At 61.6% G+C, this 8,644-nt stretch carries 11 protein-coding genes; 6 read left to right on the top strand and 5 right to left on the bottom strand.

Annotated features, from left to right (window positions below; translation table 11 throughout):
• Nucleotides 1-274: 274 nt before the first annotated feature.
• Entirely contained in the window at nucleotides 275-1,585 is a 1,311-nt protein-coding gene (locus tag ACRESD_RS26070) for an MFS transporter (RefSeq protein WP_431753538.1), read from the top strand.
• A gap of 96 nt (nucleotides 1,586-1,681) precedes the next feature.
• On the opposite strand, the gene purT is transcribed toward ACRESD_RS26070, so the two are convergent.
• The 5 genes from purT to ACRESD_RS26095 all read right to left on the bottom strand — a co-directional run bounded on the left by purT (nucleotide 1,682) and on the right by ACRESD_RS26095 (nucleotide 4,924).
• Nucleotides 1,682-2,863: a formate-dependent phosphoribosylglycinamide formyltransferase gene (gene purT / locus ACRESD_RS26075; RefSeq protein ID WP_431753539.1), complete on the bottom strand. Its 1,182-nt coding sequence runs from the start codon at nucleotides 2,861-2,863 to the stop codon at nucleotides 1,682-1,684.
• Nucleotides 2,864-2,932: 69 nt separating this feature from the next.
• Nucleotides 2,933-3,400: a preQ0 transporter gene (locus ACRESD_RS26080; protein ID WP_431753540.1), complete on the bottom strand. Its 468-nt coding sequence runs from the start codon at nucleotides 3,398-3,400 to the stop codon at nucleotides 2,933-2,935.
• Nucleotides 3,401-3,549: 149 nt separating this feature from the next.
• Entirely contained in the window at nucleotides 3,550-3,765 is a 216-nt protein-coding gene (locus ACRESD_RS26085) for a DUF1289 domain-containing protein (RefSeq protein WP_431753541.1), read from the bottom strand.
• Entirely contained in the window at nucleotides 3,762-4,286 is a 525-nt protein-coding gene (locus ACRESD_RS26090) for a gamma carbonic anhydrase family protein (protein ID WP_431753542.1), read from the bottom strand. The genes ACRESD_RS26085 and ACRESD_RS26090 overlap by 4 nt, the downstream gene beginning before the upstream one ends.
• 35 nt (nucleotides 4,287-4,321) lie before the next feature.
• Nucleotides 4,322-4,924, bottom strand: coding sequence for a CoA pyrophosphatase (locus ACRESD_RS26095; RefSeq protein ID WP_431753543.1), 603 nt, complete (start codon nucleotides 4,922-4,924; stop codon nucleotides 4,322-4,324).
• Between the two features lie 146 nt (nucleotides 4,925-5,070).
• Here ACRESD_RS26095 and ACRESD_RS26100 point away from each other — a divergent pair, with 146 nt between their 5' ends.
• The 5 genes from ACRESD_RS26100 to ACRESD_RS26120 form a co-directional block, all read left to right on the top strand.
• Complete coding sequence (locus ACRESD_RS26100; RefSeq protein ID WP_431753544.1) at nucleotides 5,071-5,619, top strand: NUDIX hydrolase; 549 nt, start codon at nucleotides 5,071-5,073, stop codon at nucleotides 5,617-5,619.
• A 39-nt stretch (nucleotides 5,620-5,658) separates the two neighbouring features.
• A complete protein-coding gene (locus tag ACRESD_RS26105; RefSeq protein ID WP_431753545.1) occupies nucleotides 5,659-6,162 on the top strand; it encodes a L,D-transpeptidase family protein in 504 nt (167 codons plus the stop codon).
• 263 nt (nucleotides 6,163-6,425) lie between these two features.
• A complete protein-coding gene (locus ACRESD_RS26110) occupies nucleotides 6,426-7,184 on the top strand; it encodes a GntR family transcriptional regulator (RefSeq protein WP_431753546.1) in 759 nt (252 codons plus the stop codon).
• Between the two features lie 10 nt (nucleotides 7,185-7,194).
• Nucleotides 7,195-8,301: an N-acetylglucosamine-6-phosphate deacetylase gene (gene nagA / locus ACRESD_RS26115; RefSeq protein ID WP_431753547.1), complete on the top strand. Its 1,107-nt coding sequence runs from the start codon at nucleotides 7,195-7,197 to the stop codon at nucleotides 8,299-8,301.
• A partial coding sequence (locus ACRESD_RS26120) for an SIS domain-containing protein (RefSeq protein ID WP_431753548.1) occupies nucleotides 8,282-8,644 on the top strand: 363 nt, incomplete at its 3' end. The genes nagA and ACRESD_RS26120, both read left to right, overlap by 20 nt.

The raw sequence follows: 8,644 nt of genomic DNA on the forward strand, positions 1-8,644 counted from the left end.
GCCTTACTCAGTGACTGACACTCAGCATTCGCGAGCAAGCCCGCTCCCACATTTTGACTTGTTGTATCTTCACCCCCCTTCCTATAATCGGGCGGCTTATCCAAGCCCCGCCCGACCGCGTGCTACCCGCACTGAGCGCGTCCCGGCACCGCATCATTCTGTCCGGCCGGTGTTTGCTCTCATCCCGAGCCACCCCGTGCACTGCCCTGAACCCTGGGTGTTCGACCAATAAAAATCCGCGTCCAAACGCGCTATGACTGTCAGGGATACCACCATGAGCACCACCTACAACGAGGCTGCGACCGCCGCCCCGAGCAACTCGACCGCACGGGTCGCCACGGCAAGCATCGTCGGCACCGCCATCGAATTCTACGACTTCTACATCTATGCCACTGCTGCGGCGCTGGTGATCGGGCCGGTGTTCTTTCCACAAACCTCCGGCACCGCGCAGATGCTGGCGTCGTTCCTGACCTTCGGCATCGCCTTCATCGCCCGTCCGCTGGGCTCCGCGCTGTTCGGGCACTTCGGCGACCGTATCGGCCGCAAATCCACACTGGTAGCGTCCTTGCTGCTGATGGGCGTGTGCACGACGTTGATCGGCTTGCTGCCGGGGTATGACAGCATTGGCGCCTGGGCACCGATCCTGTTGTGTGTGCTGCGTTTCGGCCAGGGCCTGGGCCTTGGTGGCGAATGGGGTGGCGCGGCGTTGCTGGCGACCGAGAACGCGCCGAAGGGCAAGCGCGCCTGGTTCGGCATGTTCCCGCAACTGGGCCCGTCGATTGGGTTTCTAGCGGCCAATGGCTTGTTCCTGATCCTGGCCATGAGCCTGAACGATGAGCAATTTCGCAGCTGGGGCTGGCGTATCCCGTTCATCCTCAGCGCTGCGTTGGTGATGGTTGGCCTGTATGCACGACTGAAACTGCACGAGACGCCAGTGTTCGCCAATGCTGTCGCCAAAGAAGCCCCAGTGAAAGTACCGCTGGTGGAGCTGTTCAGCCAACATTGGGCGCCTGTGCTGCTGGGCGCGGCATCGATGGTGGTGTGCTACGCGCTGTTCTATATCACCACCGCATTTTCCTTGAGCTATGGCGTGTCGACGCTGGGCTACAGCCGCGAGACCTTCCTCGGCCTGCTGTGCTTTGCCGTGCTGTTCATGGGGTTGGCAACGCCGCTGGCAGCCTTGGCCAGTGATCGCTACGGACGCAAGCCGGTGCTGATCGTCGGGGCGCTCCTGGCGATTCTGTCGGGCTTCACCATGGAGCCGCTGCTGACCCACGGTTCAACCTGGGCGGTTGCATTGTTCCTGGCGCTGGAGCTGTTCCTGATGGGTGTGACCTTCGCGCCAATGGGCGCCATGCTGCCGGAACTGTTCCCGACCCGCGTACGTTATACCGGCGCGTCGGCGGCATATAACCTGGGTGGGATTGTGGGAGCCTCGGCGGCACCGTTCTTCGCGACCAAGCTGGTGGCGATGGGCGGGCTGAGTTATGTCGGCGGGTATGTGTCGGCGGCGGCGTTGCTTAGCTTGATTGCCGTGCTGTGCCTGAAAGAGACGCGGGATAACGATTTGAATCGGGTTGCCTGATGCACCGCTATCGCAGGCAAGCCAGCTCCCACATTTGAAGGCATTCACAATTCAAAATGTGGGAGCCGGGCTTGCCCGCGATGGGCGCGACTCGGTTTAGAGCTCTACGACGACAGCCTTGGAAGCACGGGTCGCTTTCGCCCGGGCCGCTTCAATCGACTCATCCCGCGCCAACGCCACACCCATGCGGCGTTGGCCATTCACTTCGGGCTTGCCAAACAGGCGCAACGCCGTGTCCGGTTCGCTCAAGGCCGCACCAAGGTTGGCGAATGCAGTCTGGGTCGACTGCCCTTCCACCAGGATCACCGCCGACGCCGAAGGCCCGAACTGACGGATCAGTGGGATCGGCAAACCGAGAATAGCGCGAGCGTGCAGCGCGAACTGGGACAAGTCCTGGGAAATCAGCGTCACCAGGCCAGTGTCATGAGGGCGCGGCGATACTTCGCTGAACCACACCTGATCACCCTTGATGAACAACTCCACGCCAAACAGACCACGACCGCCCAAAGCTTCGGTAACGGCTTTGGCAACGCGCTCGGATTCTGCCAGGGCAATCGGGCTCATGGCCTGTGGCTGCCAGGACTCCTGGTAGTCACCTTTCTCCTGACGATGACCAACCGGCGCGCAGAAGGTGGTACCGCCAATGTGGCGCACGGTCAGCAGGGTGATTTCGTAGTCGAAGTCGATAAAGCCTTCGATGATCACGCGGCCTTTACCGGCGCGGCCACCTTCCTGGGCGTAGTCCCAGGCTTTCTGCACATCGTCCGTGCTGCGCAGCAGGCTCTGGCCCTTGCCCGACGAACTCATCACCGGCTTGACCACACACGGGAAGCCCAGGTCTTGCACGGCCTCGCTGTAATCTTCGAAGGTGTCAGCGAAGTGATACGGCGAAGTCGGCAGGTCCAGCTCTTCGGCAGCCAGGCGACGGATGCCCTCACGGTTCATGGTCAGCGAGGTCGCACGTGCGGTCGGGATCACGGTGAAGCCTTCGGCTTCAAGTTCCACCAGGGTGGCGGTGGCGATGGCTTCGATTTCCGGCACGATGAAGTGCGGCTTCTCGGCCTCGATCACCGCACGCAGGGCGGCGCCATCGAGCATGTTGATCACGTGGCTACGGTGCGCGACCTGCATGGCCGGCGCATTGGCGTAACGATCCACGGCAATCACTTCAACGCCCAGGCGTTGCAGTTCGATTACCACTTCCTTGCCCAGCTCACCGCAGCCACACAGCAAAACGCGGGTCGCGGTTGGCGACAATGGAGTTCCGATTCGGGTCATCTCAGGTCCTCAGGGGAGCGGATCATGGGGAGAAAGGCCGGCATTTTACATGAACTGTAAAAATTGGCCTCAGTTGGCGATGGCCCGTTTGCGCAAACGCCAGGCCATGATCAACCACACCACCGTGACCCCGGCAAACTTCGACACCAGCGCCGTCCCCGCCACCGCAGGCGTCAGCGCACCGATCAGGCCGAAGAAAATAAAGGTATCGAGAGGAATGCTCAGCGCCGAACTTATCCACAGGCGATCGTGGAGCGGGCGCTTGGTGATGCTGAACACCAGCCAGTCGATGCATTCGGACACGGCGAACGCCGTGGCACTGGCCAGGGCAATGGCTGGATCGGACGTCACGTACGACAGCACCAGCGCCGCCAGCATGGCGACGATTGCGCCGTGGCCAAAGCGGGTTTGCACCATGTCGCGCAGGATAAACACCAGGCCACCCCAGGCGGACCAGATGACATCCAGGTGCGGGGCGGTGGAGAAGGCGAAGTTGATCAGCACGACGCTGCTGATGTAGGCGATCAGGAAGAGCATGGGGAATGGGCCTGTGGATGATGCCGCACAGGGTACACAATTACAGGGATGTCGTCTGGCAGGGCCTCATCGCAGGCAAGCCAGCTCCCACAGTTGATGTGTGAACACATTCAAAATGTGGGAGCTGGCTTACCTGCGATAGCGGTCTATCAGGCACCGGATTTCCCAGGAATCATCCACACCAACCCGCTAGCCTTCGCCCGCTCATGGCACAGCCCCAACACCACCCGGCGCTCGGCGTTGTCCATGCGGCTCCAACGCGTGATCTCGTCCACCGTACGCTGGCAGCCGGTGCAAATGTCGTCGTCATCCAACGCGCAAATATTCACGCATGGCGAGGCGACGGGGCGTTCAATCGGGTTCATTCTTCCTGCTCAACCAGGTCACGCGCATAGCGCTGTGAGTTATGCACATAGTGCGCGGCACTGGCTTCGAGCATGCGCTTCTGCGCCTCGGTCAACTCGCGCACCACTTTGCCCGGCGAGCCCATCACCAGTGAGCCGTCGGGGATTTCCTTGCCTTCGCCGATCAGTGAATTGGCGCCGATGATGCAGTGCTTGCCGATCTTGGCACCGTTGAGGATCACCGCATTGATGCCAATCAGGCTGTAGTCGTCGACCGTGCAACCATGCAGCATCGCGTTATGGCCGATGGTCACGCCGGTGCCCAGGGTCAGCGGGTAGCCCATGTCTGTGTGCATCACGCTACCGTCCTGCACGTTGCTGTTCTTGCCGATCAGGATCAGTTCGTTGTCGCCACGCAACACCGCGTTGAACCACACGTTGGCGCCCTCCTCCAGCTTGACCTTGCCTACCAGCGTGGCATTCGGTGCCACCCAGCTGTGGGGGTGCGTCTCGACGCGAGCGTCGCCCAGGCGATATTTCATGGTGTGTCCTCACGGCGTGCCACTCAAGCGGTGGCTCAGGTTTTGATGAAGCTCTTGGGCGGCTGGTGCAAGCTGATCTTCGCATCGTCATACAGAAGGTTGATCAGCTCGACAATCATGATCGCCGTCAGGCCCCAGATCTTGTATTCGCCAAACCGATAGCTGGGTACATACCAACTGCGCCCCTGGTAATCGATCCGGTGGGTATGTTCGCGCGGGTCCTGGCGGAAAAACTCCAGGGGCACGCTAAAGACTGCGGCGATCTCGGCATCGTTGGCCAGGTATTCGACGTAATCCGGGATCACACCGACATAGGGCGTGACCCGGATGCCATGCAGGGAGATCAACGGGCTCAACGGCCCGATGACCTCCACCAGCCCGGGCGGCAGGCCGATTTCTTCTTCGGCTTCGCGCAGTGCGGTAAAGATCAGGTCGGGGTCTTCGGGGTCGCGACGTCCGCCAGGAAAGGCCACTTCGCCACCGTGGGTCGACAGGCCGCTGGCGCGCAGGGTCAGGATCAGCTCAGGTTCGTCACTACGGGTAATCGGCACCAGCACGGCGGCCTCGGGGAAACGCCCGTCAGTCTCCAACGTGTGGGGGGTGTGATTGCTTACCCGGCGAAGTAGCTCGTCCAGCATGAGTCATCTCGGTCTGTTGGCTACCTTGCATCATGCACCAAAGCGTGCGGGCGCCCAACCCCAAAACCCGGTGCATGTCGCGAAACGACAACTTGCAGGGCCCTGCCCGCCAAGCCAAGATAGGCCCATTCTCCAGGAACCCCAGCATGAACTTCTGCAGCCAGTGCGGCAAACCGGTGACCCAACGCATACCCGAAGGCGACGGCCGCCTGCGCTATGTGTGTGACCACTGCTCGACCATTCACTACCAGAACCCCAATATCGTCGCCGGCACCGTACCGGTGTGGGGCGACAAAGTGCTGCTGTGCCGCCGCGCCATCGAACCGCGCCTGGGCTACTGGACCCTGCCCGCAGGCTTCATGGAAAATGGCGAGACCGTGGAACAGGCCGCAGCGCGCGAAACCCTGGAAGAAGCCTGCGCCCGCGTACGCAACCTGTGCATCTATACCTTGATCGATGTGCCGCACATCAGCCAGGTGCATATCTTCTACCGTGCCGAACTGGTCGACCTGGACTTTGCCGCCGGCCCCGAAAGCCTTGAAGTGAAGCTATTCGATGAAGCCGACATCCCTTGGTCAGAGCTGGCTTTCCGCACGGTCGGGCGTACCTTAGAATGCTTCTTCACTGACCGTCGCCAACAGGCGTTCCCGGTACGCAGCGAGTCGGTGCCGCCGATGATGCCGTCGGCCAAATAATTTTCAGGCAGCACCTTTCTAATAAGGGAATTCGTTTTAATGCGTTGGTTGCTCGTTATTATCTGCCTGTCGTTCGCTACGCTCTCTTCGGCCTCCACGGTGGAAATCATCGACGGCAAGCCGGTCGAAAAAATCCTGGTGCTCAAGTCTGCCCGTCAGTTGCAGTTGATCAACGACGGCAAGCCCCTCAAGACCTATCGCATTTCCCTGGGTCGCAACCCCAGGGGCACCAAGCTGATCGAGGGTGACCGTCGCACACCGGAAGGCCTCTACTGGATCGACTGGCGCAAGACCAGCGACCGCTTCAACCTGTCGATGCACATCTCCTACCCCAATATCAGCGACGCCGCCCGCGCTCGTCGTGAAGGGGTGAAACCGGGCAGCATGATCATGATCCACGGCACCCCCGACAGCGAGGAGTACCCGGAGCAACTCTTCCATACCCTGGATTGGACAGACGGTTGCATTGGCATGCGCAACGTGGACATGCGTGAAGTCTGGAACCTGGTCAAAGACGGCACCCTGATCGAGATTCGTCCGTAATCCTCGACCGTTCGTAAAATAATCCAAAAAAATTTCCTGCCTTGTGCAGCGCCTGCCGGTGAATACCAGTTCACCGCGCCGGGCTGCACTGTTCTGCGCGCAATAAAGACCTCTCTAATACCACTTGATACCAGGCCCCATTACAGCGCCCTGAAACGGCTATTTGCACCGTTTTGGTTGCATTGACATGGTATTTAAGTGGTATTACTTTCCGGCCAATACCGGGCGACAACACTCCAATAACCGCATCGGAAACTTGAACGATGACCCCAATCCAGGCCTTGCGCCCCGACGACAAACAATCCACGCCGCTGTACCTGCAATTGGCGCGCAAACTGGAAGCGGCGATCCATGCCGGCCAGTGGACGTCCGAGCAGGCGCTACCGTCGGAACGCGCGCTCAGCGAGCAATTGAGCATTTCCCGGGTCACCGCCCGCAAGGCACTGGAAGTGCTGTTCGCCCAAGGCTTGATCCGCCGCAGCCAAGGCTCCGGCACCTTTATCACGCCACGCCTGGAACAACCGTTGTCGCGCCTGTCGGGCTTCAGCGAGATGTTGCGCCTCAAGGGTTTCGTGCCCAGCTCCCTGTGGCTAGAGCGCGACATCACCCCGCCGACCCACGAAGAACTGATCCGCCTGTGCCTGTCCACCAGCGACAAAGTGGCCCGGCTCAAGCGCCTGCGCAAAGCCGATGACACAGTGATGGCCATTGAAATGACCGTCGTCCCCGCCTCCGTGCTGCCGCAGCCCCAGGCCCTGGGCAGTTCGCTGTACGAATACTTTGAAAGCATCGGCAAGCCCATCGTCCGCGCCTTGCAGCATGTGCAGGCGATCAATGCCTCGGACGAATTCGCGCGCCTGGTGGGCATCGCCCCCGGCACCGCAATGCTGCTGATGACGCGGGTCGGCTACACCGCCGACAACACGCCCATCGAAATCACCGACACCTACTGCCGCAACGACTACTACGACTTCGTCGCAGAGCTGCGCCGCCACGACTATTCCGCTGAACTGCGAATTTAGAGAACTGCCCATGTCCGAAGACAACATCCTCACGCCCAGCGGCTGGATTCGCGGCCGCCTGGTGCACGAGCACGGCAAGGTCGTCGCCATCGAAGGCACGCCGTGCGACCCGGCTGAAAACGACTTGCCCTACCTGCTGCCGGGCTTCATCGACCTGCACGTGCACGGCGGTGGCGGCGCGGACATCATGGAAGGCGCGAGCGCTTTCGAGACCATCACCCGTACCCACGTGCGTTTTGGTACCACCTCCCTGCTGGCCACCACCATGACCGCACCGGTGGAGGAAATCTCCAGCGTGCTCGGCCAGCTCGGCACCTTCTGTGAGCAGCGCCCCGCAGGCAGCGCCCGGGTCCTCGGCGTGCACCTGGAAGGTCCTTATATCAATCCAGGAAAACTCGGCGCCCAACCCAACTTCGCCCACACCGCACTGATGGCCGAAGTGGAAGCCTACCTGCGCCTGGCACCGATCCGCGTGATCACCATCGCGCCGGAAATCGCCGGGCATGACGCCTTGATCCGCGCCCTCAGCGAGCGCGGCGTGCGTATGCAGATCGGCCACACCCTGGGCAGCTATGAAGAAGGTGTCGCCGCCCTCGCCGCTGGCGCCACCAGCTTCACCCATTTGTACAACGCCATGAGCCCGCTGCATCACCGCGAGCCGGGCATCGTCGGCGCCGCGCTGGCCCACGCCAAATACGCGGAATTGATCCCGGATTTGCTGCATGTGCACCCCGGGGCCATGCGCGTGGCCTTGCGCTCGATCCCGTGCCTGTACTGCGTTACCGATTCCACCGCCGCCGCCGGCATGCCCGACGGCGAATACAAGCTGGGCAGCCACACCGTGACCAAGTGCCTGGGCGGCGTGCGCCTGGCCGACGGCACCCTGGCCGGCAGCACCCTGACCATGGATCAGGCGCTGCGCAACTTGGTGAAGATCGGCCTGCCCATCAGCGAAGCCTCACAACGCCTGTCGCAGTTTCCTGCGGACTATTTGGGCCTGGAAGAACGCGGGCGCCTGCAGCCCGGCAGCTTTGCCGACTGCGTGCGCATGGACCGCTCCCTGACACTCACCGACGTAATGGTCGAAGGAGAAACCATTGACTTCAAAAATGCTTGAAGAAGCCCTGTCCTCCGCCGATGTAGTCGGCCACCAGTTGCATGCCCTGGACGAGCGCCTGCCTGCCCTGGCCGAGCGACTGCGTCAACTCGACCCGCAACTGGCCATCACCGTCGCGCGTGGTAGTTCCGATCACGCCGCCAACTACTTCGCCTACCTATGCATGCAGCGCCTGGGGGTGCCCGTGGCATCGCTGCCGATGTCGCTGGTGACGCTGCGACAATCGCCACTGAAGGTACGTGGCCAAGTCGCCCTGGCATTCTCGCAGTCCGGCCAGAGCCCGGACCTGGTCGATACCCAGCGAGCCCTGCGCGAACGTGGCGTGTTGAGCATTGCCTTGGTC

Origin of the sequence: Pseudomonas sp. (assembly GCF_050739995.1) — a bacterium.
GTDB lineage: Bacteria > Pseudomonadota > Gammaproteobacteria > Pseudomonadales > Pseudomonadaceae > Aquipseudomonas.